This is a genomic window from Enterobacter sp. I4, from assembly GCF_022669095.1.
Classification (GTDB): domain Bacteria; phylum Pseudomonadota; class Gammaproteobacteria; order Enterobacterales; family Enterobacteriaceae; genus Enterobacter; species Enterobacter pasteurii.
Genome location: NZ_JALBUO010000002.1, coordinates 764,395 through 790,809, shown reverse-complemented (window position 1 = coordinate 790,809; position 26,415 = coordinate 764,395). Strand labels below are relative to the sequence as shown.

The 26,415-nt window shown below is 52.3% G+C and carries 43 protein-coding genes; 40 read left to right on the top strand and 3 right to left on the bottom strand.

Annotated features, from left to right (window positions below; all coding sequences use genetic code 11):
* Positions 1-2: 2 nt before the first annotated feature.
* Complete coding sequence (locus tag MOQ06_RS16200; protein ID WP_242173937.1) at positions 3-1,907, bottom strand: ABC transporter ATP-binding protein; 1,905 nt, start codon at positions 1,905-1,907, stop codon at positions 3-5.
* A 132-nt stretch (positions 1,908-2,039) separates the two neighbouring features.
* Between MOQ06_RS16200 and kefG the strand changes: the two genes are divergently transcribed.
* The 4 genes from kefG (at position 2,040) to slyD (ending at position 5,289) form a co-directional block, all read left to right on the top strand.
* On the top strand, positions 2,040-2,591 hold the full coding sequence (gene kefG, locus MOQ06_RS16195; protein WP_176609337.1) for a glutathione-regulated potassium-efflux system ancillary protein KefG: 552 nt from the start codon (positions 2,040-2,042) through the stop codon (positions 2,589-2,591).
* Positions 2,591-4,396, top strand: a complete 1,806-nt coding sequence (kefB, locus tag MOQ06_RS16190) for a glutathione-regulated potassium-efflux system protein KefB (RefSeq protein ID WP_242173935.1) — start codon at positions 2,591-2,593, stop codon at positions 4,394-4,396. Before kefG ends, kefB begins: the two co-directional genes overlap by 1 nt.
* A 13-nt stretch (positions 4,397-4,409) precedes the next feature.
* Positions 4,410-4,610 carry a YheV family putative zinc ribbon protein gene (locus tag MOQ06_RS16185; RefSeq protein ID WP_003861689.1) on the top strand — a complete coding sequence of 67 codons (201 nt, stop codon included), beginning with the start codon at positions 4,410-4,412 and terminating at the stop codon, positions 4,608-4,610.
* Positions 4,611-4,704: 94 nt separating this feature from the next.
* On the top strand, positions 4,705-5,289 hold the full coding sequence (gene slyD, locus MOQ06_RS16180) for a peptidylprolyl isomerase (RefSeq protein WP_148422602.1): 585 nt from the start codon (positions 4,705-4,707) through the stop codon (positions 5,287-5,289).
* A 51-nt stretch (positions 5,290-5,340) separates the two neighbouring features.
* Here the strand turns inward: slyD and MOQ06_RS16175 are convergent, their stop codons facing one another.
* Positions 5,341-5,559 (bottom strand): protein SlyX, encoded by a 219-nt coding sequence (locus MOQ06_RS16175; RefSeq protein WP_148422610.1) that lies wholly within the window; start codon positions 5,557-5,559, stop codon positions 5,341-5,343.
* Positions 5,560-5,798: 239 nt separating this feature from the next.
* On the opposite strand from MOQ06_RS16175, the gene fkpA reads away from it, so the two are divergent.
* From fkpA to bfr, 11 genes are all read left to right on the top strand, one after another.
* A complete protein-coding gene (gene fkpA, locus MOQ06_RS16170) occupies positions 5,799-6,617 on the top strand; it encodes an FKBP-type peptidyl-prolyl cis-trans isomerase (RefSeq protein ID WP_148422603.1) in 819 nt (272 codons plus the stop codon).
* Between the two features lie 167 nt (positions 6,618-6,784).
* Positions 6,785-7,507, top strand: coding sequence for a transcriptional regulator (locus MOQ06_RS16165; protein WP_148422604.1), 723 nt, complete (start codon positions 6,785-6,787; stop codon positions 7,505-7,507).
* Complete coding sequence (gene tusD / locus MOQ06_RS16160; RefSeq protein ID WP_242173933.1) at positions 7,507-7,893, top strand: sulfurtransferase complex subunit TusD; 387 nt, start codon at positions 7,507-7,509, stop codon at positions 7,891-7,893. The genes MOQ06_RS16165 and tusD overlap by 1 nt, the downstream gene beginning before the upstream one ends.
* On the top strand, positions 7,893-8,252 hold the full coding sequence (gene tusC / locus MOQ06_RS16155; protein ID WP_242173930.1) for a sulfurtransferase complex subunit TusC: 360 nt from the start codon (positions 7,893-7,895) through the stop codon (positions 8,250-8,252). The genes tusD and tusC overlap by 1 nt, the downstream gene beginning before the upstream one ends.
* A 7-nt stretch (positions 8,253-8,259) precedes the next feature.
* Entirely contained in the window at positions 8,260-8,547 is a 288-nt protein-coding gene (gene tusB / locus MOQ06_RS16150; protein WP_242173927.1) for a sulfurtransferase complex subunit TusB, read from the top strand.
* A gap of 124 nt (positions 8,548-8,671) precedes the next feature.
* Complete coding sequence (gene rpsL / locus MOQ06_RS16145; RefSeq protein WP_000246815.1) at positions 8,672-9,046, top strand: 30S ribosomal protein S12; 375 nt, start codon at positions 8,672-8,674, stop codon at positions 9,044-9,046.
* A gap of 96 nt (positions 9,047-9,142) precedes the next feature.
* A complete protein-coding gene (rpsG, locus tag MOQ06_RS16140) occupies positions 9,143-9,613 on the top strand; it encodes a 30S ribosomal protein S7 (RefSeq protein WP_003861706.1) in 471 nt (156 codons plus the stop codon).
* A gap of 96 nt (positions 9,614-9,709) precedes the next feature.
* Positions 9,710-11,824 carry an elongation factor G gene (gene fusA / locus MOQ06_RS16135; protein ID WP_006812195.1) on the top strand — a complete coding sequence of 705 codons (2,115 nt, stop codon included), beginning with the start codon at positions 9,710-9,712 and terminating at the stop codon, positions 11,822-11,824.
* Between the two features lie 69 nt (positions 11,825-11,893).
* On the top strand, positions 11,894-13,078 hold the full coding sequence (tuf, locus tag MOQ06_RS16130) for an elongation factor Tu (protein ID WP_022651945.1): 1,185 nt from the start codon (positions 11,894-11,896) through the stop codon (positions 13,076-13,078).
* 173 nt (positions 13,079-13,251) lie between these two features.
* Positions 13,252-13,446 carry a bacterioferritin-associated ferredoxin gene (gene bfd / locus MOQ06_RS16125; RefSeq protein ID WP_003863268.1) on the top strand — a complete coding sequence of 65 codons (195 nt, stop codon included), beginning with the start codon at positions 13,252-13,254 and terminating at the stop codon, positions 13,444-13,446.
* 72 nt (positions 13,447-13,518) lie between these two features.
* Entirely contained in the window at positions 13,519-13,995 is a 477-nt protein-coding gene (gene bfr / locus MOQ06_RS16120; RefSeq protein ID WP_028014636.1) for a bacterioferritin, read from the top strand.
* On the opposite strand, the gene MOQ06_RS16115 is transcribed toward bfr, so the two are convergent.
* Entirely contained in the window at positions 13,979-14,452 is a 474-nt protein-coding gene (locus MOQ06_RS16115) for an A24 family peptidase (protein WP_242174443.1), read from the bottom strand. The two genes, bfr and MOQ06_RS16115, sit on opposite strands and share 17 nt — an antisense overlap.
* A 380-nt stretch (positions 14,453-14,832) precedes the next feature.
* Here MOQ06_RS16115 and rpsJ point away from each other — a divergent pair, with 380 nt between their 5' ends.
* The 25 genes from rpsJ (at position 14,833) to rpsK (ending at position 26,393) form a co-directional block, all read left to right on the top strand.
* A complete protein-coding gene (rpsJ, locus tag MOQ06_RS16110) occupies positions 14,833-15,144 on the top strand; it encodes a 30S ribosomal protein S10 (protein WP_001181005.1) in 312 nt (103 codons plus the stop codon).
* Positions 15,145-15,176: 32 nt separating this feature from the next.
* The gene (gene rplC / locus MOQ06_RS16105; RefSeq protein WP_003863274.1) at positions 15,177-15,806 is read left to right on the top strand and encodes a 50S ribosomal protein L3; all 630 of its coding nucleotides are present in this window, start codon (positions 15,177-15,179) and stop codon (positions 15,804-15,806) included.
* A gap of 10 nt (positions 15,807-15,816) precedes the next feature.
* On the top strand, positions 15,817-16,422 hold the full coding sequence (rplD, locus tag MOQ06_RS16100; RefSeq protein ID WP_000424395.1) for a 50S ribosomal protein L4: 606 nt from the start codon (positions 15,817-15,819) through the stop codon (positions 16,420-16,422).
* Positions 16,419-16,721 carry a 50S ribosomal protein L23 gene (gene rplW / locus MOQ06_RS16095; RefSeq protein WP_000617546.1) on the top strand — a complete coding sequence of 101 codons (303 nt, stop codon included), beginning with the start codon at positions 16,419-16,421 and terminating at the stop codon, positions 16,719-16,721. Before rplD ends, rplW begins: the two co-directional genes overlap by 4 nt.
* A 17-nt stretch (positions 16,722-16,738) precedes the next feature.
* Positions 16,739-17,560, top strand: coding sequence for a 50S ribosomal protein L2 (gene rplB, locus MOQ06_RS16090; protein WP_000301859.1), 822 nt, complete (start codon positions 16,739-16,741; stop codon positions 17,558-17,560).
* Positions 17,561-17,576: 16 nt separating this feature from the next.
* Positions 17,577-17,855 (top strand): 30S ribosomal protein S19, encoded by a 279-nt coding sequence (rpsS, locus tag MOQ06_RS16085; protein ID WP_001138117.1) that lies wholly within the window; start codon positions 17,577-17,579, stop codon positions 17,853-17,855.
* 14 nt (positions 17,856-17,869) lie between these two features.
* Entirely contained in the window at positions 17,870-18,202 is a 333-nt protein-coding gene (gene rplV / locus MOQ06_RS16080; RefSeq protein ID WP_002919773.1) for a 50S ribosomal protein L22, read from the top strand.
* Between the two features lie 17 nt (positions 18,203-18,219).
* On the top strand, positions 18,220-18,921 hold the full coding sequence (gene rpsC, locus MOQ06_RS16075) for a 30S ribosomal protein S3 (RefSeq protein WP_000529945.1): 702 nt from the start codon (positions 18,220-18,222) through the stop codon (positions 18,919-18,921).
* Between the two features lie 12 nt (positions 18,922-18,933).
* A complete protein-coding gene (rplP, locus tag MOQ06_RS16070) occupies positions 18,934-19,344 on the top strand; it encodes a 50S ribosomal protein L16 (RefSeq protein ID WP_002919759.1) in 411 nt (136 codons plus the stop codon).
* Positions 19,344-19,535, top strand: a complete 192-nt coding sequence (gene rpmC / locus MOQ06_RS16065) for a 50S ribosomal protein L29 (protein WP_003863282.1) — start codon at positions 19,344-19,346, stop codon at positions 19,533-19,535. The genes rplP and rpmC overlap by 1 nt, the downstream gene beginning before the upstream one ends.
* Positions 19,535-19,789 carry a 30S ribosomal protein S17 gene (gene rpsQ / locus MOQ06_RS16060; protein ID WP_002438707.1) on the top strand — a complete coding sequence of 85 codons (255 nt, stop codon included), beginning with the start codon at positions 19,535-19,537 and terminating at the stop codon, positions 19,787-19,789. Before rpmC ends, rpsQ begins: the two co-directional genes overlap by 1 nt.
* A 166-nt stretch (positions 19,790-19,955) precedes the next feature.
* Positions 19,956-20,327 (top strand): 50S ribosomal protein L14, encoded by a 372-nt coding sequence (rplN, locus tag MOQ06_RS16055; RefSeq protein WP_002919748.1) that lies wholly within the window; start codon positions 19,956-19,958, stop codon positions 20,325-20,327.
* A gap of 10 nt (positions 20,328-20,337) precedes the next feature.
* Positions 20,338-20,652, top strand: coding sequence for a 50S ribosomal protein L24 (rplX, locus tag MOQ06_RS16050; protein WP_003863287.1), 315 nt, complete (start codon positions 20,338-20,340; stop codon positions 20,650-20,652).
* 14 nt (positions 20,653-20,666) lie between these two features.
* Positions 20,667-21,206, top strand: coding sequence for a 50S ribosomal protein L5 (gene rplE, locus MOQ06_RS16045; RefSeq protein WP_003863290.1), 540 nt, complete (start codon positions 20,667-20,669; stop codon positions 21,204-21,206).
* Positions 21,207-21,220: 14 nt separating this feature from the next.
* On the top strand, positions 21,221-21,526 hold the full coding sequence (gene rpsN, locus MOQ06_RS16040; protein ID WP_003863291.1) for a 30S ribosomal protein S14: 306 nt from the start codon (positions 21,221-21,223) through the stop codon (positions 21,524-21,526).
* 30 nt (positions 21,527-21,556) lie between these two features.
* Positions 21,557-21,949 (top strand): 30S ribosomal protein S8, encoded by a 393-nt coding sequence (gene rpsH / locus MOQ06_RS16035; protein WP_006178918.1) that lies wholly within the window; start codon positions 21,557-21,559, stop codon positions 21,947-21,949.
* A gap of 12 nt (positions 21,950-21,961) precedes the next feature.
* Positions 21,962-22,495, top strand: coding sequence for a 50S ribosomal protein L6 (gene rplF / locus MOQ06_RS16030; RefSeq protein WP_003863296.1), 534 nt, complete (start codon positions 21,962-21,964; stop codon positions 22,493-22,495).
* A gap of 9 nt (positions 22,496-22,504) precedes the next feature.
* The gene (gene rplR, locus MOQ06_RS16025; protein WP_003863297.1) at positions 22,505-22,858 is read left to right on the top strand and encodes a 50S ribosomal protein L18; all 354 of its coding nucleotides are present in this window, start codon (positions 22,505-22,507) and stop codon (positions 22,856-22,858) included.
* 14 nt (positions 22,859-22,872) lie between these two features.
* Complete coding sequence (rpsE, locus tag MOQ06_RS16020; protein WP_003863299.1) at positions 22,873-23,373, top strand: 30S ribosomal protein S5; 501 nt, start codon at positions 22,873-22,875, stop codon at positions 23,371-23,373.
* 6 nt (positions 23,374-23,379) lie between these two features.
* Positions 23,380-23,559: a 50S ribosomal protein L30 gene (gene rpmD, locus MOQ06_RS16015; protein ID WP_003863301.1), complete on the top strand. Its 180-nt coding sequence runs from the start codon at positions 23,380-23,382 to the stop codon at positions 23,557-23,559.
* A gap of 3 nt (positions 23,560-23,562) precedes the next feature.
* Positions 23,563-23,997: a 50S ribosomal protein L15 gene (gene rplO / locus MOQ06_RS16010; RefSeq protein WP_003863304.1), complete on the top strand. Its 435-nt coding sequence runs from the start codon at positions 23,563-23,565 to the stop codon at positions 23,995-23,997.
* 7 nt (positions 23,998-24,004) lie between these two features.
* Entirely contained in the window at positions 24,005-25,336 is a 1,332-nt protein-coding gene (secY, locus tag MOQ06_RS16005; protein ID WP_003863305.1) for a preprotein translocase subunit SecY, read from the top strand.
* Positions 25,337-25,367: 31 nt separating this feature from the next.
* Positions 25,368-25,484 carry a 50S ribosomal protein L36 gene (rpmJ, locus tag MOQ06_RS16000; RefSeq protein ID WP_000868187.1) on the top strand — a complete coding sequence of 39 codons (117 nt, stop codon included), beginning with the start codon at positions 25,368-25,370 and terminating at the stop codon, positions 25,482-25,484.
* A 146-nt stretch (positions 25,485-25,630) separates the two neighbouring features.
* Entirely contained in the window at positions 25,631-25,987 is a 357-nt protein-coding gene (rpsM, locus tag MOQ06_RS15995; protein ID WP_003863308.1) for a 30S ribosomal protein S13, read from the top strand.
* A 16-nt stretch (positions 25,988-26,003) separates the two neighbouring features.
* The gene (gene rpsK, locus MOQ06_RS15990) at positions 26,004-26,393 is read left to right on the top strand and encodes a 30S ribosomal protein S11 (protein ID WP_003863312.1); all 390 of its coding nucleotides are present in this window, start codon (positions 26,004-26,006) and stop codon (positions 26,391-26,393) included.
* The last annotated feature ends 22 nt before the right edge of the window (positions 26,394-26,415 follow it).

Genomic DNA, 26,415 nt, shown 5'->3' with positions numbered 1-26,415 from the left:
TGTTAGTCGGCCTGCAGCATGGCTTCCAGCTGTTCCTGCGCGTCCAGCCACGCCATCTCACACGCTTCGAGGCTGGATTTGGCTTTCGCCTGGGTTTGCAGACAGTCGGTCAGCTCGGCTTTACGGCTCTGGTCATACAGTTCGCTGTCGCCCAGCTTCTCCTCGACGGCGGCAAGCGTGGCGTTGAGCTTTTCCATCTCTTTTTCAAGACGGGCAATCTCTTTACGCAGCGGCTGAGTCTGGGTGCGCAGCTCGGCCTCGCGGCGCTTCTGGTCTTTACGCGCCTGGGCGCTGTTGGCGTTGTCTTTCGCCGCTTCTTCCGGCTGGTTTTCCTGCTTCTGCACGTCCGTCAGCCACTGCTGGTAATCCTCCAGATCGCCGTCAAACGGCTCCACCTTGCCGCCGTGCACCAGATAGAGATCGTCGGTGGTGGAGCGGATCAGGTGGCGATCGTGCGAAACGACAACCAGCGCGCCTTCGAACTCAATCAGCGCTTCGGTCAGCGCCTGACGCATGTCGAGATCCAGGTGGTTTGTAGGTTCATCGAGCAGCAGCAGGTTCGGACGCTGCCAGACGATCAGCGCCAGCACCAGGCGGGCTTTTTCACCGCCGGAGAAACGCGCGGTATTTTCGGTGACCTTATCCCCCTGGAAGCCGAAGCCGCCAAGGTAGTCGCGCAGCTTTTGCTCCATCTCCTGCGGCGCCAGGCGCGCCAGGTGCTGAATGGGAGATTCATCGGCGCGTAAAAATTCCAGCTGATGCTGGGCGAAGTAGCCAAGCTTGATGCCCTTCGCCAGCCCGATTTCGCCGCTGACCGGGTTAAGCTCGCCCGCCAGCAGTTTGATGAGCGTTGATTTACCGGCGCCGTTGCGCCCCAGCAGGCCGATACGCGAGCCCGGTACCAGGTTCAGCTTGATGGAGTCGAGAATAATGCGATCGCCATAGCCCGCGCTCACTTTTTCCATCTTCAGCAGCGGGTTCGGCAGGCTCTCCGGCTCGCGGAAGCTGAAGTGGAACGGGTTATCCACGTGCGCCGGAGCGATCATCTCCATGCGTTCCAGCATCTTGATGCGGCTCTGGGCCTGCTTGGCTTTAGAGGCTTTGGCCTTGAAACGATCCACAAAGCTCTGCAGGTGCGCCACGCGCTGCTGCTGGCTTTCATACATCGCCTGCTGCTGGGCGAGGCGCGTCGCGCGCTGGCGCTCGAACGAGCTGTAATTACCGGTGTACTCGAACATGCTTTGCTGTTCGATATGAATGATTTTATCCACCACCGGGTCGAGGAAGTCGCGGTCGTGGGAGATCAGAATCAGAGTGCCCTGATAGCTCTTAAGCCACTTCTCCAGCCAAATAACCGCATCGAGATCGAGGTGGTTGGTCGGTTCATCGAGCAGCAGCAGGTCAGAGCGGCAGATCAGCGCCTGCGCCAGGTTAAGGCGCATACGCCAGCCGCCCGAGAAGTCGCTGACCGGGCGTTCTAGCTGTTCGTTGCTGAAGCCCAGACCGTGCAGCAGGCTGGAGGCGCGGGAGCGAATGGTCCAGGCGTCGATGGCGTCGAGCTTGCCGTGGACGGTCGCGATGGCGTGACCGTCGTTGCGCTCGTTGGCGGCGTTGAGCTCCGCCTCCAGCCTGCGGTATTCGCGGTCGCCGTCGATAACATAGTCGAGCGCGGGCTCGCTCAGCGCGGGCGTCTCCTGGTTCACCCAGGCGAGCTGCCAGTTGCCCGGGAAGGTAAAGTTCCCGCCATCCGCGCTTATCTCGTTTTTCAGCAGCGCCAGCAGGGTGGATTTACCGCAGCCGTTTTTGCCGACCAGCCCAACTTTCTGGCCCGGGTTGATGGTAGCAGTCGCGTTATCCAGCAGGACGCGCACGCCGCGACGAATTTGTAACGAGGAGAAAACAATCATAGAAGCGCCGTATGTTCCGACTATGTTAATTTGTCATTATGATAATGTAAGGTGTGGGCCATTTTCCCCACCGGGCCGCCATGGTAGCCCAAAACGACAACAATACACAAAAACAGAACCGGGAGGGGAGTGATGTCTCAGACAGCGAAAGTGCTGCTGCTGTATGCCCATCCGGAATCACAGGACTCGGTGGCGAACCGGGTACTGCTTAAGCCGGCCACACAGCTCAGCAACGTAACGGTGCACGATCTCTACGCGCACTATCCAGATTTCTTTATCGACATTCCTTACGAGCAGGAGCTGCTGCGTCAGCATGACGTCATCGTGTTCCAGCATCCGCTTTATACCTATAGCTGTCCGGCGCTGATGAAAGAGTGGCTGGACCGCGTGCTGAGCCGGGGCTTTTCCAGCGGGGTGGGAGGCAACCAGCTGGCGGGAAAGTACTGGCGGAGCGTCATTACCACCGGTGAGCCGGAGAGCGCTTACCGCCATGACGGGCTGAACCGTTATCCCATGAGCGATATCCTGCGGCCGTTCGAGCTGACGGCAGCGATGTGCCGCATGCACTGGATGAGCCCGATTATCGTCTACTGGGCGCGGCGGCAGGATCCGAAGGCGCTGGCGAGCCACGCCAGAGCCTATGGCGAATGGCTGGCATCACCGATTCCGGCGGGAGGACGTTAATGGACGGTTCGAATTTACTCCTTGCCGGCGTGCTGTTTTTATTTGCCGCGGTTGTCGCGGTACCGCTTGCCGCACGGCTTGGCATTGGCGCGGTGCTGGGCTACCTGCTGGCGGGGATTGCCATAGGCCCCTGGGGGCTTGGGTTTATCAGCGATGTGGATGAAATACTCCACTTCTCCGAACTGGGCGTGGTATTCCTGATGTTCATCATCGGGCTTGAGCTGAACCCCGCTAAGCTGTGGCAGCTGCGGCAATCCATTTTTGGCGTCGGGGCGGCGCAGGTATTGTTCAGCGCCGCCATTCTCGCGGGCCTGCTGATGCTGACGCAGTTTTCCTGGCAGGCCGCGGCGATTGGCGGGATAGGGCTTGCGATGTCGTCGACGGCGATGGCGCTACAGCTGATGCGCGATAAGGGAATGAACCGCAACGAGGCGGGGCAGCTGGGCTTTTCGGTGCTGCTGTTTCAGGATTTAGCGGTGATCCCGGCGCTGGCGCTGGTGCCGCTGCTGGCAGGCTCCGGGGACGATCATTTCGACTGGATGAAAATCTCCATGAAGGTGCTGGCCTTCGCGGGCATGCTGATCGGCGGACGGTTTTTACTGCGTCCGGTGTTCCGCTTTATTGCCGCATCCGGCGTGCGCGAGGTATTTACCGCCGCAACGCTGCTGCTGGTGCTCGGCTCGGCGCTGTTTATGGATGCGCTGGGCCTGTCGATGGCGCTCGGTACGTTTATCGCCGGGGTGTTGCTTGCGGAAAGCGAGTACCGGCACGAGCTGGAGACGGCCATCGATCCGTTCAAGGGGCTGCTGTTAGGGCTGTTCTTTATTTCGGTGGGCATGGCGCTCAACCTTGGCGTGCTCTATACCCATCTTCTGTGGGTAGTGATGAGCGTGGCGGTGCTGGTGGCGGTGAAAGCGCTGGTGCTGTATGTCCTGGCGAGGATTTATGGCCTGCGCAGTTCGGAAAGAATGCAGTTTGCCAGCGTGTTAAGCCAGGGCGGAGAGTTTGCGTTCGTGCTCTTTTCTACCGCGTCGTCACAAAAGCTGTTCAAGGATGACCAGATGGCGCTGCTGCTGGTGACGGTGACCCTGTCGATGATGACCACGCCGCTGTTGATGAAGCTGGTGGACAAACTGCTGTCGCGCCGCCTGAACCCGGCAGACGATGAAGACGAAGCGCCGTGGGTAGAAGACGATAAACCGCAGGTGATCGTCGTGGGCTTTGGCCGCTTCGGTCAGGTGATCGGGCGACTGCTGATGGCGAACAAAATGCGCATCACGGTGCTGGAGCGCGATATCAGCGCGGTCAACCTGATGCGCAAATATGGCTATAAGGTGTATTACGGCGACGCGACCCAGCTTGAACTGCTGCGCTCGGCGGGCGCGGAGGCCGCGGAGTCTATCGTCATCACCTGTAACGACCCGGAAGACACGATGAAGCTGGTGGAGCTGTGCCAGCAGCATTTCCCGCATCTGCATATTCTGGCGCGGGCCCGCGGACGTGTTGAAGCTCACGAACTTTTACAGGCAGGTGTGAAACACTTCTCCCGTGAAACCTTCTCCAGCGCGCTGGAGCTGGGTCGTAAGGCGCTTATCTCGCTAGGGATGCATCCTCACCAGGCGCAACGCGCCCAGATGCATTTCCGCCGGCTGGATATGCGAATGCTGCGTGAACTGATGCCTGTGCACAGCGATACGGCGCAGATCTCCCGCGTGCGGGAAGCGCGCCGCGAACTGGAGGAGATCTTCCAGCGCGAGATGCAGCAGGAACGACGCCAGCTCGACGGCTGGGATGAATTTGAATAAAGGGTAACGAAAGATGGCTGTACGTAAACGCTTTATCGCGGGCGCAAAATGTCCGTCCTGCCAGGCACAGGATACGCTGGCCATGTGGCGCGAAAATAATATCGATATAGTTGAATGCGTTAAGTGCGGACACCAGATGCGTGAGGCCGACAAAGAAGCCCGCGATCACGTTCGCAAAGAAGAGCAAGTGATCGGCATTTTTCATCCAGACTAGCGATATGCTCTGAGTTTTTTTAAGCTTAAGGGTACACGGGTGCAGATTTCCGCTACAATCTGCGCCAGCAATTTTCCCACGCTCAGGAGATATCATGAAAGTAGCAAAAGACCTGGTGGTCAGCCTGGCCTATCAGGTACGTACAGAAGACGGTGTGTTGGTTGATGAGTCTCCGGTGAGTGCGCCGCTGGACTACCTGCATGGTCACGGTTCCCTGATTTCCGGCCTGGAAACTGCGCTGGAAGGTCATGAAGTTGGCGACAAATTTGACGTAGCTGTGGGCGCGAACGACGCTTACGGCCAGTATGATGACAACCTGGTTCAGCGCGTTCCTAAAGACGTGTTTATGGGCGTTGACGAGCTGCAGGTTGGCATGCGCTTCCTGGCTGAAACCGACCAGGGGCCGGTTCCGGTTGAAATCACTGAAGTTGAAGACGACCACGTTGTGGTTGACGGCAACCACATGCTGGCTGGCCAGAACCTGAAGTTCAACGTAGAAGTTGTTGCCATCCGCGAAGCAACCGAAGAAGAGCTGGCTCACGGCCACGTTCACGGTGCGCACGGTCACGACCACGATCACGAACACGGCCACGATGGCTGCTGCGGTGGTCACGGCCACGACCATGGTCACGACCACGGTAAAGGTGGTTGCGGTAACGGCGGCTGCGGTTGCCACTAATTCCGTAAGACGGAAAATAAAAAAGCGGGATAATCCCGCTTTTTTTACGCCTCAATAGTGAGGTGGTGGCGTCTCTTCAGACTGTGAGGCAATGTTCGACGGCTGCGTCGCCTTCAGCTTTTCCGTCAGCAGGCGCATATGATCCCGCAGTTTTGCCATTTCAAGCTCATGTGCCGTCACGGTCTGGTTTAGCTCTTCGATGGTGATGTCCTGAAAAGCCAGGCGGCTTTCCAGCTCAGCCAGTCTCGCTTCCATCATTGTATCCTTCATCATTCACCTCGTTCATCTCTCATGGGCCATCAGGGGGCCTGCGGCGGCGAAGTTTAGCTGACTTTTCCCTTAAGTACAGTATCCATCTCCCTGACAAGAAACTTATTTAAACAAAAATAGTCTGAAAAGAAGAGACATTCGGGGGAGTCTGTCTGTAGATTTCTTCCACAACGTTTTATAGTACGTCACTCATTTACGTTTAACACTGGGGTGAGAGACCTCAGGTCCTGGAGATATGGATGAAATCACTGTTTAAAGTTACGCTGCTGGCGACCACCATGGCTGTAGCGCTCAACGCGCCGCTGTCTTTCGCTGCTGATACTGCTGCGAAGCCTGCTGCGACTACAGACAGCAAAGCGGCATTCAAAAATGACGACCAGAAATCCGCCTACGCACTGGGCGCGTCTCTGGGTCGCTACATGGAAAACTCTCTGAAAGAACAAGAGAAGCTGGGCATCAAACTGGATAAAAACCAGCTGATCGCAGGTGTTCAGGATGCGTTCGCAGACAAGAGCAAACTGTCTGACCAGGAAATCGAGCAGACTCTGCAGGCGTTTGAAGCGCGCGTGAAAGGCGCCGCTCAGACCAAGATGGAAGCTGACGCTAAAGAAAATGAAGCGAAAGGCAAAGCCTACCGCGATACGTTTGCTAAAGAGAAAGGCGTTAAAACCTCCTCTACTGGCCTGATCTATAAAGTTGAGAAAGAAGGTACCGGTAGCGCGCCTAAAGACAGCGACACCGTTGTCGTTAACTACAAAGGTACGCTGATCGACGGTAAGGAGTTCGACAACTCCTACACGCGCGGTGAGCCTCTCTCCTTCCGTCTGGACGGTGTGATCCCGGGCTGGACTGAAGGCCTGAAGAACATCAAGAAAGGCGGTAAAATCAAGCTGGTTATCCCACCGGATCTGGCTTACGGCAAAACGGGCGTTCCGGGGATCCCGGCTAACTCCACGCTGGTATTTGATGTAGAACTGCTGGACATCAAACCGGCACCGAAAGCGGATGCGAAAACAGACGCACCGGCTGACGACAAAGCCGCAGCAGCGAAGAAGTAATGCTGAAAAAAACCGCCGCCTTTCAGGCGGCGGTTTTTTTTATTGTGGGGCAGATATAATTAACACTGGAAAGCGTTATACGCGCTGTATTAATTTAGTTGTCCGTGTAGATAATGAGCCTGCCCTGAAAACCTAACGACAGGCTCCTGAAAAGGAGTGTTTTTTTCATGTCCAGGTCGCTTTTAACCAACGAAACCAGTGAACTTGATTTGCTGGATCAACGTCCATTTGACCAGACCGACTTCGATATTCTGAAATCCTACGAAGCGGTAGTGGACGGGTTAGCGATGCTCATTGGTTCCCACTGCGAAATCGTATTGCATTCCCTGCAAGATCTTAAGTGTTCCGCTATCCGCATTGCGAATGGTGAGCACACTGGCCGTAAAATTGGTTCGCCAATCACCGACCTTGCATTGCGTATGTTGCATGACATGACCGGCGCGGACAGCAGCGTCTCAAAATGCTATTTCACCCGCGCCAAAAGCGGCGTGCTGATGAAGTCTGAAACTATCGCAATCCGTAACCGCGATCAGCGGGTTATCGGCCTGCTGTGCATCAACATGAACCTTGATGTGCCATTCTCCCAAATCATGAGTACCTTCGTTCCGCCAGAAACGCCGGACGTAGGCTCGTCGGTGAACTTTGCTTCTTCTGTTGAAGACCTTGTGACCCAGACGCTGGAGTTCACCATCGAAGAGGTGAATGCCGATCGCAACGTATCCAACAACGCCAAGAATCGTCAGATCGTGCTGAACCTCTATGAGAAAGGGATTTTTGATATCAAAGATGCCATCAACCAGGTGGCCGATCGTCTTAACATCTCTAAGCACACGGTTTACCTCTATATTCGCCAGTTCAAAAGCGGCGACTTCCTGGGGCAAGAGAAGTAATGCGTTTTGCGTTAATGGTGACGGGCCCGGCGTACGGCACCCAGCAGGCCAGCAGCGCGCTCCAGTTTGCCCATGCCCTGCTTGAGGCCGGTCATGAACTGGCAAGCGTCTTTTTCTATCGTGAAGGGGTCTATAACGCGAACCAGTTTACGTCTCCGGCGAGCGATGAGTTTGACCTTGTGCGCGCCTGGCAAAAATTAAACGAGACGCAGGGCGTTGAGCTGCACATCTGCGTGGCGGCGGCACTGCGGCGCGGCGTAGCGGATGCGGCCGAAGCCGGACGCCTCGGTCTGTCGGGGGCTAACCTGCAGCCGGGCTTTTCGCTCAGCGGCTTAGGCGCCTTAGCGCAGGCTGCGCTGACCTGCGATAGGGTGGTACAATTCTGATGAAGCGCGTAGCGTTTGTTTTTATTTCTGCGCCGCATGGCAGCGCGTCAGGTCGGGAAGGGCTGGATGCATTGCTCGCGACGTCGGCATTGACGGAAGACATCGGCGTGTTCTTTTTGGGCGATGGCGTATTCCAGCTTCTGGCGGGTCAACAACCGCAGGCTATTCTTGCGCGCGATTACATCGCGACGTTTAAAGTGCTGCCGCTCTATGACATTGAAACCTTCTACGTGTGCGCCGACTCGCTGGCGGCGCGGGGGTTAAACGAGAAAACGGCATTCGTGCTGGACGTGACGATCCTTGCATCCGGCACCCTGCGCGAACATCTCTCTCACTACGATACCGTTCTGACTTTCTGAGGCTGTCATGCTCCATACCCTGAGCCGTTCACCGTGGCAATGCGATATCGACACCTTACTGAGCATGCTGTGCGAAGGCGACAATCTGCTGCTGATTCAGGACGGCGTGCTGGCGGCGCTTGAGGGCAGCCGTTTTGTTGAAATCCTCAGTAATGCCCCCATAACAGTCTCTGCGCTGAAGGACGATCTGGATGCGCGGGGTCTTTCTGGTCAAATTTCAGCCAAAATTGACGTGGTTGGCTATACTGATTTCGTCAATCTTACTGTGACGCACGCCAGTCAAATGAACTGGTGATTTGAGATCGCTGTATATTTCTTGACACCTTTTCGACGTAGCCCTAAAATTTCGCGTCCTCATATTGTATGAGGTCGTTTTATTACGTGTTTACGAAGCAAAAGCTAAAACCAGGAGCTATTTAATGGCAACAGTTAACCAGCTGGTACGCAAACCACGTGCACGCAAAGTTGCAAAAAGCAACGTGCCTGCGCTGGAAGCCTGCCCGCAGAAACGTGGTGTATGTACTCGTGTATATACCACCACTCCTAAAAAACCAAACTCCGCACTGCGTAAAGTATGCCGTGTGCGTTTGACTAACGGTTTCGAAGTGACTTCCTACATCGGTGGTGAAGGTCACAACCTGCAGGAGCACTCCGTGATCCTGATCCGTGGCGGTCGTGTTAAAGACCTTCCGGGTGTTCGTTACCACACCGTTCGTGGTGCGCTGGACTGCTCAGGTGTTAAAGACCGTAAGCAGGCTCGCTCCAAGTACGGCGTGAAGCGTCCTAAGGCTTAATGGTTCTCCGTTAAGTAAGGCCAAACTGATTTATCTTAATGTCAAACTAAACTCGTAGAGTTTTGGACAATCCTGAATTAACAACGGAGTAATCCCATGCCACGTCGTCGCGTCATTGGTCAGCGTAAAATTCTTCCAGATCCGAAATTCGGATCAGAACTGCTGGCAAAATTTGTAAATATCCTGATGGTAGATGGTAAAAAATCTACTGCAGAAGCAATCGTATACAGCGCGCTGGAGACCCTGGCTCAGCGTTCTGGTAAAAATGAACTGGAAGCTTTCGAAGTCGCTCTCGACAACGTGCGCCCGACTGTAGAAGTTAAGTCTCGCCGCGTTGGTGGTTCTACTTATCAGGTTCCAGTTGAAGTTCGTCCGGTTCGTCGTAATGCTCTGGCAATGCGTTGGATCGTTGAAGCTGCTCGTAAACGCGGTGATAAATCCATGGCTCTGCGTCTGGCGAACGAACTTTCTGATGCTGCAGAAAACAAAGGTACTGCAGTTAAGAAACGTGAAGACGTTCACCGTATGGCAGAAGCCAACAAGGCGTTCGCACACTACCGTTGGTAATCCCTTCGGAGTCGTAGTCACCAGGCGGGCGCTTCAGAGAAGCCGCCCGCTCTGGGTAACTTAACTGAACGCCTAAAGATATAAACGAGGAATCAAATGGCTCGTACAACACCCATCGCACGCTACCGTAACATCGGTATCAGTGCGCACATCGACGCCGGTAAAACCACTACTACCGAACGTATTCTGTTCTACACCGGTGTAAACCATAAAATCGGTGAAGTTCATGACGGCGCAGCCACCATGGACTGGATGGAACAGGAGCAGGAGCGTGGTATTACTATCACCTCCGCAGCGACTACTGCATTCTGGTCAGGTATGGCTAAGCAGTACGAACCGCATCGCGTAAACATCATCGACACCCCAGGGCACGTTGACTTCACCATCGAAGTAGAACGTTCCATGCGTGTTCTTGACGGCGCGGTAATGGTTTATTGCGCAGTTGGTGGTGTTCAGCCACAGTCTGAAACCGTATGGCGTCAGGCAAACAAATATAAAGTTCCACGCATCGCGTTCGTTAACAAAATGGACCGTATGGGTGCTAACTTCCTGAAAGTTGTTGGTCAGATCAAAACCCGTCTGGGCGCGAACCCTGTTCCGCTGCAGCTGGCAATTGGTGCTGAAGAAGGCTTCACCGGCGTTATCGACCTGGTGAAAATGAAAGCCATCAACTGGAACGAAGCAGATGCAGGCGTTACCTTCGAATACGAAGATATCCCGGCTGAGATGCAGGACCTGGCTGACGAATGGCACCAGAACCTGATCGAATCCGCGGCTGAAGCATCTGAAGAGCTGATGGAAAAATACCTGGGTGGTGAAGAACTGTCTGAGCAAGAGATCAAATCTGCTCTGCGTCAGCGCGTTCTGAACAACGAAATCATCCTGGTAACCTGTGGTTCTGCGTTCAAGAACAAAGGTGTTCAGGCGATGCTGGATGCGGTAGTTGACTACCTGCCATCCCCGGTTGACGTTCCTGCGATCAACGGCATCCTGGACGACGGTAAAGATACTCCGGCTGAGCGTCACGCAAGCGACGACGAGCCATTCTCTGCACTGGCGTTCAAAATTGCTACCGACCCATTCGTGGGTAACCTGACCTTCTTCCGCGTTTACTCTGGTGTGGTTAACTCCGGTGACACCATCCTGAACTCCGTGAAAGCGGCGCGTGAACGTTTTGGCCGTATCGTACAGATGCACGCTAACAAACGTGAAGAGATCAAAGAAGTTCGTGCGGGCGACATCGCTGCAGCTATCGGTCTGAAAGACGTGACCACTGGTGACACCCTGTGTGACCCGGATCACCCGATCATTCTGGAGCGTATGGAATTCCCTGAGCCGGTAATCTCCATCGCGGTTGAACCAAAAACCAAAGCTGACCAGGAAAAAATGGGTCTGGCTCTGGGCCGTCTGGCGAAAGAAGACCCATCATTCCGCGTATGGACTGATGAAGAATCTAACCAGACCATCATCGCCGGTATGGGTGAACTGCACCTGGACATCATCGTTGACCGTATGAAGCGTGAATTCAACGTTGAAGCGAACGTGGGTAAACCTCAGGTTGCTTACCGCGAAGCGATTCGCGCGAAAGTTACCGATGTTGAAGGTAAACACGCTAAGCAGTCTGGTGGTCGCGGTCAGTACGGTCACGTTGTGATCGACATGTACCCACTGGAGCCGGGCTCTAACCCTAAAGGTTACGAGTTCATCAACGACATCAAAGGTGGTGTAATTCCTGGCGAATACATCCCTGCCGTTGATAAAGGTATCCAGGAGCAGCTGAAAGCTGGTCCTCTGGCTGGTTACCCGGTTGTAGACATGGGTGTTCGTCTGCACTTCGGTTCTTACCACGACGTTGACTCCTCTGAACTGGCGTTTAAACTGGCTGCGTCTATTGCCTTTAAAGAAGGCTTTAAGAAAGCAAAACCAGTTCTGCTTGAGCCAATCATGAAGGTTGAAGTAGAAACTCCTGAAGAGAACACCGGTGACGTTATCGGTGACTTGAGCCGTCGTCGCGGTATGCTGCGTGGTCAGGAATCCGAAGTAACTGGCGTTAAGATCCACGCTGAAGTTCCGCTGTCTGAAATGTTCGGATATGCAACTCAGCTGCGTTCTCTGACCAAAGGTCGTGCATCATACACTATGGAATTCCTGAAGTATGATGATGCGCCGAACAACGTTGCTCAGGCCGTTATCGAAGCCCGTGGTAAGTAATCCACAGGATTAAAACCTAAGTCCCGTGCTCTCTCCGAAGGGGAGAGCACTATAGTAAGGAATATAGCCGTGTCTAAAGAAAAATTTGAACGTACAAAACCGCACGTCAACGTTGGTACTATCGGCCACGTTGACCATGGTAAAACTACCCTGACTGCTGCAATCACTACCGTACTGGCTAAAACCTACGGCGGTGCTGCTCGTGCTTTCGACCAGATCGATAACGCACCAGAAGAAAAAGCTCGTGGTATCACCATCAACACCTCTCACGTTGAGTATGACACCCCGACTCGCCACTACGCTCACGTAGACTGCCCAGGCCACGCCGACTATGTTAAAAACATGATCACCGGTGCTGCGCAGATGGACGGCGCGATCCTGGTTGTTGCTGCGACTGACGGCCCAATGCCTCAGACCCGTGAGCACATCCTGCTGGGTCGTCAGGTAGGCGTTCCTTACATCATCGTGTTCCTGAACAAATGCGACATGGTTGATGACGAAGAGCTGCTGGAACTGGTAGAGATGGAAGTTCGTGAACTGCTGTCTCAGTACGATTTCCCAGGCGACGATACCCCAATCGTTCGTGGTTCCGCGCTGAAAGCGCTGGAAGGCGAAGCAGAGTGGGAAGAGAAAATCATCGAACTGGCTGGCTACCTGGATTCTTACATCCCAGAACCAGAGCGTGCGATTGACAAGCCATTCCTGCTGCCAATCGAAGACGTATTCTCCATCTCCGGTCGTGGTACCGTTGTTACCGGTCGTGTAGAGCGCGGTATCATCAAAGTTGGTGAAGAAGTTGAAATCGTTGGTATCAAAGAGACTGCGAAGTCTACCTGTACTGGCGTTGAAATGTTCCGCAAACTGCTGGACGAAGGCCGTGCTGGTGAGAACGTAGGTGTTCTGCTGCGTGGTATCAAACGTGAAGAAATCGAACGTGGTCAGGTACTGGCGAAGCCAGGCTCAATCAAGCCACACACCAAGTTCGAATCTGAAGTGTACATTCTGTCCAAAGACGAAGGCGGCCGTCATACTCCGTTCTTCAAAGGCTACCGTCCACAGTTCTACTTCCGTACAACTGACGTGACCGGTACCATCGAACTGCCAGAAGGCGTAGAGATGGTAATGCCAGGCGACAACATCAAGATGGTTGTGACTCTGATCCACCCAATCGCGATGGACGACGGTCTGCGTTTCGCAATCCGTGAAGGCGGCCGTACCGTTGGCGCGGGCGTTGTTGCTAAAGTTCTGGGCTAATTAATTATCCCTGAAATAAAAAGGACGCTTCGGCGTCCTTTTTTTTGTGCCCTTTTTCTTGTCACAGCATGTCGCATTTTTTGTCTCCTCCCGCGCCGCATACAGGCGTATGTGCTATTGTAATCATAAGCATTCTCACTTACACTTTGCGCATATTTTGAACGGGAGTCTTTATGTACGTTTGTTTATGTAATGGTGTAAGCGACAAAAAAATTCGTCAGGCCGTTCGCCAGTTTCAGCCACAGTCTTTTCAGCAGCTTCGCAAGTTTGTTCCGGTGGGAAATCAATGCGGTAAATGCGTGCGCGCGGCGCGTGAGATTATGCAGGACGAATTGATGCAGATCCCGGAATTCAAAGAGATCGCGTAAGCTACCATCTTTTTTTTGACATCCCTGTAGCCCGTTCTACGCTTCAATGAGTGGAAGCGGAGGGACTATATAATGAAAGGTGATGTTAAAATCATAAGTTATCTCAATAAATTATTGGGAAATGAGCTTGTCGCAATCAACCAGTATTTTCTCCATGCAAGAATGTTCAAAAACTGGGGACTGACTCGCCTCAACGATGTTGAATACCATGAGTCCATTGATGAGATGAAACACGCCGATAAATACATCGAGCGTATTCTCTTCCTTGAAGGCATTCCTAACCTGCAGGATCTCGGAAAGCTGGGCATTGGAGAAGATGTCGAAGAGATGCTGCGTTCTGATCTCCGGCTTGAACTGGAGGGCGCGAAAGATCTGCGTGAAGCTATCGCCTATGCGGACAGCGTACATGACTATGTCAGCCGCGACATGATGATCCAGATCCTGGCCGATGAAGAAGGTCACATCGACTGGCTTGAAACAGAACTGGATCTCATCAGCAAAATTGGCCTACAGAACTATCTTCAGTCTCAGATCAAAGTGGAAAATTAATCAGGTTTTCCCAACCGACGCATAAACCCGCTGTCGCCAGAAATGGCCCAAAAGGCAGCGGGTTTTTTAATGTCTGCTTGTCAGGGGTAAGCAACGAGAGACACAGAAAGGAAAGTAGCGCTAACAGTGCCGCTACCAATGCCAGCATCGGCAGTACGCACCAGCCATGCCACGCGCCGAGCGCCGCCAGATATTTAATATCGCCGTAGCCCATCCCTTCACGCCGGCAGAGTAGCCGATAGCCCCAATAGACAGCGGCAAACCCGGCATATCCCGCCATCGCACCCACCACTGCACTCGGCAGAAAATCAGGGTGGAGACAGAGCTGATAGAGCAGGCCCGTCCAAAGCAGCGGGCAGAGAAATTTATCAGGAAGAAGCCCGGTGCGAATGTCTGCACGTATAAGGAAAGCCGTTAGTGAAAAATAGATCAGGAGAAAGGGGAGGGTCATAACCATGGAAAAGGCCTCAAAAGGGTTTGCACGCATACTCGCCATAATCTGCATGTCCGACAATTTACAAAAACCGCAATTGCGTAGCGGCTTCCGATAAAGCCTTGAGAAGGGATTGATTACATAAAAAAGTGCGTGACCTTACGCATCGTGCGTCTTTAGCGCTTAATTTCTAAACGGCACTTGCGTCTTGTCCAGATTTACGTATAATGCGCGGGCTTGTCGTAATTGACGGCGGGTTCAATCTGAACCAGAGTAGCTCACTTTGTTACTCAACAATGCTCCCAATTGGGGAGCTACGTAAGAACGGTTACACTCTCCCATCAATCGTAATGGGTTTGAGGAGTAATCATTTTCGTTTATAAAATAATTGGAGCTCTGGTCTCATGCAGAACCAAAGAATCCGTATCCGCCTTAAAGCGTTTGATCATCGTCTGATCGATCAATCAACCGCGGAAATCGTCGAGACTGCTAAGCGCACTGGTGCGCAAGTCCGTGGTCCGATCCCGCTGCCGACCCGCAAAGAGCGCTTTACCGTTCTGATCTCTCCGCACGTTAACAAAGATGCGCGTGATCAGTACGAAATCCGCACTCACAAGCGTCTGGTTGACATCGTTGAGCCAACTGAGAAAACCGTTGATGCTCTGATGCGTCTGGATCTGGCTGCCGGTGTAGACGTGCAGATCAGCCTGGGTTAATCAGGTCATCGAGCGATTGAGAGGTTGAAACAATGATTGGTTTAGTCGGTAAAAAAGTGGGTATGACCCGCATCTTCACTGAAGATGGCGTTTCTATCCCAGTAACCGTAATCGAAGTTGAAGCAAACCGCGTTACTCAGGTTAAAGATCTGGCTAACGATGGCTACCGCGCTATTCAGGTTACCACTGGTGCTAAAAAAGCTAACCGTGTAACCAAACCAGAAGCGGGTCACTTCGCTAAAGCTGGCGTTGAAGCTGGCCGTGGTCTGTGGGAATTCCGTCTTGCTGAAGGCGAAGAGTTCACCGTAGGTCAGGACATTAGCGTTGAGCTGTTTGCTGACGTTAAAAAAGTTGACGTAACCGGTACCTCTAAAGGTAAAGGTTTTGCTGGTACCGTTAAGCGCTGGAACTTCCGTACCCAGGACGCTACCCACGGTAACTCCTTGTCTCACCGTGTTCCGGGTTCTATCGGTCAGAACCAGACTCCGGGCAAAGTGTTCAAAGGCAAGAAAATGGCAGGTCAGCTGGGTAACGAACGTGTAACCGTTCAGAGCCTGGACGTAGTACGTGTTGACGCTGAGCGCAACCTGCTGCTGGTTAAAGGTGCGGTCCCGGGTGCAACCGGTAGCGACCTGATCGTTAAACCAGCTGTGAAGGCGTAAGGGGATAGCAATGGAATTAGTATTGAAAGACGCGCAGAGCGCGCTGACTGTTTCCGAAACTACCTTCGGTCGTGATTTCAACGAAGCGCTGGTTCACCAGGTTGTTGTTGCTTATGCAGCTGGTGCTCGTCAGGGTACTCGTGCTCAGAAGACTCGTGCTGAAGTAACTGGTTCTGGCAAAAAGCCATGGCGCCAGAAAGGTACCGGCCGTGCGCGTTCAGGTTCTATCAAGAGCCCGATCTGGCGTTCAGGTGGCGTGACCTTCGCTGCGCGTCCACAGGACCACAGTCAAAAAGTTAACAAAAAGATGTACCGCGGCGCGCTGAAAAGCATTCTGTCCGAACTGGTACGTCAGGATCGTCTGATCGTTGTCGAGAAGTTCTCTGTTGAAGCGCCTAAAACTAAGCTGCTGGCACAGAAACTGAAAGACATGGCTCTGGAAGATGTGCTGATCATCACCGGTGAGCTGGACGAGAACCTGTTCCTGGCCGCGCGTAACCTGCACAAGGTTGACGTACGCGACGCGACTGGTATCGACCCGGTTAGCCTGATCGCCTTCGACAAAGTCGTAATGACTGCTGATGCTGTTAAGCAAGTTGAGGAGATGCTGGCATGATTCGTGAAGAACGTCTGCTGAAGGTGCTGCGCGCACCGCACGTTTCTGAAAAAGCGTCTACTGCGATGGAAAAAACAAACACCATCGTTCTCAAAGTTGCTAAAGACGCGACCAAAGCAGAGATCAAAGCTGCTGTGCAGAAACTGTTTGAAGTCGAAGTCGAAGTCGTTAACACCCTGGTAGTTAAAGGGAAAGTTAAACGTCACGGACAGCGTATCGGTCGTCGTAGCGACTGGAAAAAAGCTTACGTCACCCTGAAAGAAGGCCAGAACCTGGACTTCGTTGGCGGCGCTGAGTAAGTCGGAGGAGTAATACAATGGCAGTTGTTAAATGTAAACCGACATCTCCGGGTCGTCGCCACGTAGTTAAAGTGGTTAACCCTGAGCTGCACAAGGGCAAACCTTTTGCTCCGTTGCTGGAAAAAAACAGCAAATCCGGTGGTCGTAACAACAATGGCCGTATCACCACTCGTCACATCGGTGGTGGCCACAAGCAGGCTTATCGTATTGTTGACTTCAAACGCAACAAAGACGGTATCCCAGCAGTTGTTGAGCGTCTTGAGTACGATCCGAACCGTTCCGCGAACATCGCGCTGGTTCTGTACAAAGATGGCGAACGCCGTTACATCCTGGCCCCTAAAGGCCTGAAAGCTGGCGACCAGATTCAGTCTGGCGTTGATGCTGCAATCAAAGCAGGCAACACCCTGCCGATGCGCAATATCCCGGTTGGTTCTACCGTTCATAACGTAGAAATGAAACCAGGTAAAGGCGGTCAGCTGGCGCGTTCCGCTGGTACTTACGTTCAGATCGTTGCGCGTGATGGTGCTTATGTCACCCTGCGTCTGCGTTCTGGTGAAATGCGTAAAGTCGAAGCAGACTGCCGCGCTACTCTGGGCGAAGTTGGCAATGCTGAGCATATGCTGCGCGTTCTGGGTAAAGCTGGTGCTGCACGCTGGCGTGGTGTTCGTCCTACCGTTCGCGGTACTGCGATGAACCCAGTCGATCACCCACATGGTGGTGGTGAAGGTCGTAACTTTGGTAAGCACCCGGTAACTCCGTGGGGCGTTCAGACCAAAGGTAAGAAGACCCGCAGCAACAAGCGTACTGATAAATTTATCGTACGTCGCCGTAGCAAATAATTTTAGAGGATAAGCCATGCCACGTTCTCTCAAGAAAGGTCCTTTTATTGACCTGCACTTGCTGAAGAAGGTAGAGAAAGCGGTGGAAAGCGGAGACAAGAAGCCCCTGCGCACTTGGTCCCGTCGTTCAACGATCTTTCCTAACATGATCGGTTTGACCATCGCTGTCCATAATGGTCGTCAGCACGTTCCAGTCTTTGTTACCGACGAAATGGTTGGTCACAAACTGGGTGAATTCGCACCGACTCGTACTTATCGCGGCCACGCTGCTGATAAAAAAGCGAAGAAGAAATAAGGTAGGAGGAAGAGATGGAAACTTTAGCTCAACATCGCCATGCTCGTTCTTCTGCACAGAAGGTTCGCCTTGTTGCTGACCTGATTCGCGGTAAGAAAGTGTCGCAGGCCCTGGACATCCTGACCTATACCAACAAGAAAGCTGCGGTATTGGTCAAGAAAGTACTGGAATCTGCCATTGCTAACGCTGAACACAACGATGGCGCTGACATCGACGATCTGAAAGTCGCGAAAATTTTCGTAGATGAAGGCCCAAGCATGAAGCGCATTATGCCGCGTGCGAAAGGTCGTGCAGATCGCATCCTGAAGCGCACCAGCCACATTACTGTGGTTGTGTCCGATCGCTGAGACTCTGGAGACTAGCAATGGGTCAGAAAGTACATCCTAATGGTATTCGCCTGGGTATTGTAAAACCATGGAACTCTACCTGGTTTGCGAACACCAAAGAATTCGCTGACAACCTGGACAGCGATTTTAAAGTACGTCAGTACCTGACTAAGGAACTGGCTAAAGCGTCTGTATCTCGTATCGTTATCGAGCGTCCAGCTAAGAGCATCCGTGTGACTATTCACACTGCTCGCCCTGGCATCGTTATCGGTAAGAAAGGCGAAGACGTAGAAAAACTGCGCAAGGTCGTAGCGGATATCGCTGGCGTTCCTGCACAGATCAATATCGCTGAAGTTCGTAAGCCTGAACTGGACGCTAAATTGGTTGCTGACAGCATCACTTCTCAGCTGGAACGTCGTGTTATGTTCCGTCGTGCTATGAAGCGTGCTGTACAGAACGCAATGCGTCTGGGCGCTAAAGGTATCAAAGTTGAAGTTAGCGGCCGTCTGGGCGGCGCGGAAATCGCACGTACCGAATGGTACCGCGAAGGTCGCGTACCGCTGCACACTCTGCGTGCTGACATCGACTACAACACCTCTGAAGCGCACACCACTTACGGTGTAATCGGCGTTAAGGTATGGATCTTCAAAGGTGAGATCCTGGGTGGTATGGCTGCTGTTGAACAACCGGAAAAACCGGCTGCTCAACCTAAAAAGCAGCAGCGTAAAGGCCGTAAATAAGGAGCGTCGCTGATGTTACAACCAAAGCGTACAAAATTCCGTAAAGTGCACAAAGGCCGCAACCGTGGTCTGGCGCAGGGTACGGATGTTAGCTTCGGCACTTTCGGTCTGAAAGCTGTTGGCCGTGGTCGTCTGACTGCACGTCAGATCGAAGCAGCACGTCGTGCAATGACCCGTGCAGTTAAGCGTCAAGGTAAGATCTGGATCCGTGTATTCCCGGACAAACCGATCACCGAGAAGCCACTGGAAGTTCGTATGGGTAAAGGTAAAGGTAACGTGGAGTACTGGGTTGCCTTGATCCAACCGGGCAAAGTCCTTTATGAAATGGACGGTGTTCCGGAAGAGCTGGCCCGTGAAGCCTTCGGCCTGGCAGCAGCGAAACTGCCTATCAAAACCACCTTTGTAACTAAGACGGTGATGTAATGAAAGCAAAAGAGCTGCGTGAAAAAAGCGTTGAAGAGCTGAACGCTGAGCTGCTGAACCTGCTGCGTGAGCAGTTCAACCTGCGTATGCAGGCTGCAAGTGGCCAGCTGCAACAGACTCACCTGCTGAAGCAAGTGCGTCGCAATGTTGCGCGCGTTAAGACTTTACTGACTCAGAAGGCGGGTGCGTAATGACCGATAAAATCCGTACTCTGCAAGGTCGTGTTGTTAGCGATAAAATGGAGAAATCCATTGTTGTAGCTATCGAACGTTTTGTGAAACACCCGATCTACGGTAAATTCATCAAGCGTACGACCAAACTGCACGTACATGACGAGAACAACGAATGTGGTATCGGCGACAAGGTTGAAATCCGTGAATGCCGTCCACTGTCCAAGACTAAGTCCTGGACGCTGGTTCGCGTTGTAGAGAAAGCGGTTCTGTAATAGAGTACGCATTCTCAATACGAATAAACGGCTCAGCGATGAGCCGTTTATTTTTTCTACCCATATTGCAGAAGCGGTGTTATAATGCCGCGCCCTCGATATGGGGCTTTTTAACGGCTCTGATTTTAGAGTCTCAGGTAGTAGTTGACATTAGCGGAGCACTAAAATGATCCAAGAACAGACTATGCTGAACGTCGCCGACAACTCCGGTGCACGTCGCGTAATGTGTATCAAGGTTCTGGGTGGCTCGCACCGTCGCTACGCAGGCGTAGGCGACATCATCAAGATCACCATCAAGGAAGCAATTCCACGTGGTAAGGTCAAAAAAGGTGATGTGCTGAAGGCGGTAGTGGTGCGCACCAAGAAGGGTGTTCGTCGCCCTGACGGTTCTGTCATTCGCTTCGATGGTAATGCATGCGTTATTTTAAACAATAACAGCGAGCAGCCTATCGGCACGCGTATCTTTGGGCCGGTAACTCGTGAACTTCGTACTGAGAAGTTCATGAAAATTATCTCTCTGGCACCAGAAGTACTCTAAGGAGCGAATCATGGCAGCGAAAATCCGTCGTGATGACGAAGTTATCGTGTTAACCGGTAAAGATAAAGGTAAACGCGGTAAAGTAAAAAATGTTCTGTCTTCCGGCAAACTCGTCGTTGAAGGTATCAACCTGGTTAAGAAACATCAGAAGCCGGTTCCGGCCCTGAACCAACCAGGCGGCATCGTTGAAAAAGAAGCTGCTATTCAGGTTTCTAACGTTGCAATCTTCAATGCGGCTACCGGTAAGGCTGACCGTGTAGGCTTTAGATTCGAAGACGGTAAAAAAGTCCGTTTCTTCAAGTCTAACAGCGAAACTATCAAGTAATTTGGAGTAGTACGATGGCGAAACTGCATGATTACTACAAAGACGAAGTAGTTAACAAACTCATGACTGAGTTTAACTACAATTCTGTCATGCAAGTCCCTCGGGTCGAGAAGATCACCCTGAACATGGGTGTTGGTGAAGCGATCGCTGACAAGAAACTGCTGGATAACGCAGCAGCTGACCTGACAGCAATCTCCGGTCAAAAACCGCTGATCACCAAAGCACGCAAATCTGTTGCAGGCTTCAAAATCCGTCAGGGCTATCCGATCGGCTGTAAAGTAACTCTGCGTGGCGAACGCATGTGGGAGTTCCTTGAGCGCCTGATCACTATTGCTGTTCCACGTATCCGTGACTTCCGTGGCTTGTCCGCTAAGTCTTTCGACGGTCGTGGTAACTACAGCATGGGTGTCCGTGAGCAGATCATCTTCCCAGAAATCGACTACGATAAAGTCGACCGCGTGCGTGGTTTGGATATTACCATTACCACTACTGCGAAATCTGATGAAGAAGGCCGTGCTCTGCTGGCTGCCTTTGACTTCCCGTTCCGCAAGTAAGGTAGGGTTACTGAATGGCTAAGCAATCAATGAAAGCACGCGAAGTAAAGCGCGTAGCTTTAGCTGATAAATTCTTCGCTAAACGCGCTGAACTGAAAGCGATCATTTCTGATGTGAACGCTTCCGACGAAGATCGTTGGAATGCGGTTCTCAAGCTGCAGTCTCTGCCGCGTGATTCCAGCCCGTCTCGTCAGCGTAACCGCTGTCGTCAAACAGGTCGTCCACATGGTTATGTGGGCAAGTTTGGGTTGAGCCGTATCAAACTGCGTGAAGCCGCCATGCGCGGTGAAGTACCAGGCTTGAAAAAGGCTAGCTGGTAATTACCAATTGAATCACGGGAGTAAAGACAGATGAGCATGCAAGATCCGATCGCGGATATGCTGACCCGTATCCGTAACGGTCAGGCCGCGAACAAAGTTGCGGTCACCATGCCTTCCGCCAAGCTGAAAGTGGCAATTGCCAACGTGCTGAAGGAAGAAGGTTTTATCGAAGATTTTAAAGTTGAAGGCGACACCAAGCCGGAACTGGAACTTACTCTCAAGTATTTCCAGGGTAAAGCTGTTGTAGAAAGCATTCAGCGTGTCAGCCGCCCAGGCCTGCGCATCTATAAGAAAAAAGATGAGCTGCCAAAAGTTATGGCTGGTCTTGGTATCGCAGTTGTTTCTACCTCTAAAGGTGTTATGACTGATCGTGCAGCGCGCCAGGCTGGTCTTGGTGGCGAAATTATCTGCTACGTAGCCTAATCGGAGGAAAGAATGTCTCGTGTTGCTAAAGCACCGGTCGTTATTCCTGCCGGCGTTGATGTAAAAATCGACGGTCAGGTTATTACGATCAAAGGTAAAAACGGCGAGCTGACTCGTACCCTCAACAAAGCTGTTGAAGTTAAACATGCAGATAACGCTCTGACCTTCGGTCCACGTGATGGTTTCGTGGATGGATGGGCTCAGGCTGGTACCGCGCGTGCCCTGCTGAACTCAATGGTTGTTGGTGTTACCGAAGGCTTCACTAAAAAGCTTCAGCTGGTTGGTGTAGGTTATCGTGCAGCTATCAAAGGGAATGCAGTAGGCCTGTCTCTGGGCTTCTCACACCCTGTTGAGCATCCGCTGCCGGCCGGTATCACTGCAGAATGTCCGACTCAAACTGAAATCGTGCTGAAAGGCGCTGATAAGCAGCTGATCGGTCAGGTTGCAGCAGATCTGCGCGCCTACCGTCGTCCTGAGCCTTACAAAGGCAAGGGTGTTCGTTACGCCGACGAAGTCGTGCGTACCAAAGAGGCTAAGAAGAAGTAAGGTAACACTATGGATAAGAAATCTGCTCGTATCCGTCGTGCGACCCGCGCACGCCGCAAGCTCAAAGAGCTGGGTGCAACTCGCCTGGTGGTACATCGTACCCCGCGTCATATTTACGCACAGGTAATTGCACCGAACGGTTCTGAAGTTCTGGTAGCTGCTTCTACTGTAGAAAAAGCTATCTCAGAACAATTGAAGTATACCGGTAACAAAGACGCCGCTGCAGCTGTAGGTAAAGCTGTTGCTGAACGCGCTCTGGAAAAAGGCATCAGCAATGTTTCCTTTGACCGTTCCGGGTTCCAATATCATGGTCGTGTCCAGGCACTGGCAGATGCTGCCCGTGAAGCTGGCCTTCAGTTCTAAGGTAGAGGTGTAAGATGGCTCACATCGAAAAACAGGCTGGCGAACTGCAGGAAAAGCTGATCGCGGTAAACCGCGTATCTAAAACCGTTAAAGGTGGTCGTATTTTCTCCTTCACAGCTCTGACTGTAGTTGGCGATGGTAACGGTCGCGTTGGTTTTGGTTACGGTAAAGCGCGTGAAGTTCCAGCAGCGATCCAGAAAGCGATGGAAAAAGCCCGTCGCAATATGATTAACGTCGCGCTGAACAACGGTACCCTGCAGCACCCAGTTAAGGGTGTTCACACGGGTTCTCGTGTATTCATGCAGCCAGCTTCCGAAGGTACCGGTATCATCGCCGGTGGTGCAATGCGCGCCGTTCTGGAAGTTGCTGGAGTTCATAACGTTCTGGCTAAAGCATATGGTTCCACCAACCCGATCAACGTGGTTCGTGCAACTATTGATGGCCTGGAAAATATGAATTCTCCAGAAATGGTCGCTGCCAAGCGTGGTAAATCCGTTGAAGAAATTCTGGGGTAATTGACCATGGCAAAGACTATTAAAATCACTCAAACCCGCAGTGCAATCGGTCGTCTGCCGAAACACAAGGCAACGCTGCTTGGCCTGGGTCTGCGTCGTATTGGTCATACCGTTGAGCGCGAGGATACTCCTGCTGTTCGTGGTATGGTCAACGCGGTTTACTTCATGGTTAAAGTTGAGGAGTAAGAGATGCGTTTAAATACTCTGTCTCCGGCCGAAGGCTCTAAAAAGGCGGGTAAACGCCTGGGTCGTGGTATCGGTTCTGGCCTCGGCAAAACCGGTGGTCGTGGTCACAAAGGTCAGAACTCTCGTTCTGGCGGTGGCGTGCGTCGCGGTTTCGAGGGTGGCCAGATGCCACTGTACCGTCGTCTGCCGAAGTTCGGCTTCACCTCTCGCAAAGCAGCGATCACAGCGGAAATCCGTCTGTCTGACCTGGCGAAAGTTGAAGGCGGCGTTGTAGACCTGAACACGCTGAAAGCAGCAAACATTATCGGTATCCAGATCGAGTTCGCGAAAGTGATCCTGGCTGGTGAAGTTTCTACTCCGGTAACTGTTCGTGGCCTGCGTGTTACTAAAGGTGCTCGTGCTGCTATCGAAGCTGCTGGCGGTAAAATTGAGGAATAAGTAGCAGATGGCTAAGCAACCGGGATTAGATTTTCAAAGTGCCAAAGGTGGATTTGGCGAGCTGAAACGCAGACTGCTGTTTGTAATCGGCGCGCTGATTGTGTTCCGTATTGGCTCTTTTATTCCGATCCCTGGTATTGATGCCGCTGTACTTGCCAAACTGCTTGAGCAACAGCGAGGCACCATCATTGAAATGTTTAACATGTTCTCTGGTGGTGCTCTCAGCCGTGCTTCTATCTTCGCATTGGGTATCATGCCGTACATTTCGGCATCGATTATTATCCAGTTGCTGACGGTCGTTCATCCGGCCCTCGCAGAACTGAAGAAAGAAGGGGAGTCTGGACGTCGTAAGATTAGCCAGTACACCCGTTACGGCACTCTGGTGCTGGCAATATTCCAGTCAATCGGTATTGCTACCGGTTTACCGAATATGCCTGGTATGCAGGGCCTGGTGTTAAACCCAGGCTTTGCATTCTACTTCACCGCTGTTGTAAGTCTGGTCACAGGGACTATGTTCCTGATGTGGCTCGGCGAACAGATTACTGAGCGTGGTATCGGTAACGGAATCTCAATCATTATCTTCGCCGGTATCGTTGCGGGTCTCCCGCCGGCCATCGCCCATACTATCGAGCAAGCGCGTCAAGGCGACCTGCACTTCCTCCTGTTGCTGTTGGTTGCAGTATTAGTATTTGCAGTGACGTTCTTTGTTGTCTTCGTTGAACGTGGTCAACGCCGCATTGTGGTGAACTACGCTAAGCGTCAGCAAGGTCGTCGTGTCTATGCTGCACAGAGCACACATTTACCGCTGAAAGTGAATATGGCGGGGGTTATCCCGGCTATCTTCGCTTCCAGTATTATTCTGTTCCCTGCAACCATCGCGTCATGGTTCGGGGGCGGTACTGGTTGGAACTGGCTGACAACAATTTCGCTGTATTTGCAGCCTGGGCAACCACTTTATGTGTTACTCTATGCGTCTGCGATCATCTTCTTCTGTTTCTTCTACACGGCGTTGGTCTTCAACCCGCGTGAAACAGCAGATAACCTGAAGAAGTCCGGTGCATTTGTACCAGGAATTCGTCCGGGAGAGCAAACGGCGAAGTATATCGATAAAGTAATGACTCGCCTGACTTTGGTTGGTGCGCTTTATATTACTTTTATCTGCCTGATCCCGGAGTTCATGCGTGATGCAATGAAAGTACCGTTCTACTTCGGTGGGACCTCACTGCTTATCGTTGTGGTCGTGATTATGGACTTTATGGCTCAAGTGCAAACTCTGATGATGTCCAGTCAGTATGAGTCTGCATTGAAGAAGGCGAACCTGAAAGGCTACGGCCGCTAACTGGTCGCCTGAGAAGTTACGGAGAGTAAAAATGAAAGTTCGTGCTTCCGTCAAGAAATTATGCCGTAACTGCAAAATCGTTAAGCGTGATGGTGTCATCCGTGTGATTTGCAGTGCCGAGCCGAAGCATAAACAGCGCCAAGGCTGATTATTTCGCATATTTTTCTTGCAAAGTTGGGTTGAGCTGGCTAGATTAGCCAGCCAATCTTTTGTATGTCTGTACGTTTCCATTTGAGTATCCTGAAAACGGGCTTTTCAGCATGGTGCGTACATATTAAATAGTAGGAGTGCATAGTGGCCCGTATAGCAGGCATTAACATTCCTGATCAGAAACATGCTGTGATCGCATTAACTTCGATCTACGGCGTCGGCAAGACCCGTTCCAAAGCCATTCTGGCTGCAGCGGGTATCGCTGAAGATGTTAAGATCAGTGAGCTGTCTGAAGAACAAATCGACACGCTGCGTGACGAAGTTGCCAAATTTGTCGTTGAAGGTGATCTGCGCCGTGAAATCAGCATGAGCATCAAGCGCCTGATGGATCTTGGTTGCTATCGCGGTTTGCGTCATCGTCGTGGTCTGCCAGTGCGCGGTCAGCGTACTAAGACCAACGCACGTACCCGTAAGGGTCCGCGCAAACCGATCAAGAAATAATCGGGGTGATTGAATAATGGCAAAGGCACCAGTTCGTGCACGTAAACGTGTAAGAAAACAAGTCTCTGACGGCGTGGCTCATATCCATGCTTCTTTCAACAACACCATCGTTACTATTACTGATCGTCAGGGTAACGCATTGGGTTGGGCAACAGCCGGTGGTTCCGGTTTCCGTGGTTCTCGCAAATCCACTCCGTTCGCAGCTCAGGTTGCAGCAGAGCGTTGCGCTGAAGCCGTAAAAGAATACGGCATCAAGAATCTGGAAGTTATGGTTAAAGGTCCGGGTCCGGGTCGTGAATCTACTGTTCGCGCTCTGAACGCCGCTGGTTTCCGCATCACTAATATTACTGATGTGACTCCGATCCCTCATAACGGTTGTCGTCCGCCGAAAAAACGTCGTGTATAACGCTCGTTTTTTAGGTTAGTTG